1 pseudogene is annotated in these 335 nt (G+C 50.7%); it reads right to left on the reverse strand.

The window, feature by feature from the left end:
• Window positions 1–127: 127 nt before the first annotated feature.
• A pseudogene (locus tag H4J77_RS19660) lies at window positions 128–335 on the reverse strand (IS5/IS1182 family transposase); the annotation flags it as partial.

Below are 335 nucleotides of genomic sequence, written 5' to 3' on the forward strand. Positions count from 1 at the left end.
TTACATTGAGATGTTTTATAACCCAAGGCGCCGGCACGGCACGAGTGGTGACCTGTCACCGGTCGAGTACGAAAAGCGTCATTACCAGAGTCTGGCGAGTGTCTAGAATACTGGGGGCGATTCACATCTGGCATTTTGAACTCCAGTAACAGTGCATATTCATGCCTTTCTCAACGCTGGAGAACCGCCAAATCAGAGCCTCTCCCGTCGGGCATGTGTATTCGTTTTTTGTCGAGTCATACACGAAGGCATCTTTGTTGAATCGGCCATCAGCCTTGGCGCTTGAAGTCATTGGCTTAGGCACATAGGCCGTGATGTTTGCGTCGTGACAGGCA

It is taken from the genome of Pseudomonas sp. 5Ae-yellow (assembly GCF_014077575.1).
In the GTDB taxonomy this organism is placed as follows: Bacteria; Pseudomonadota; Gammaproteobacteria; order Pseudomonadales; family Pseudomonadaceae; genus Halopseudomonas; species Halopseudomonas neustonica.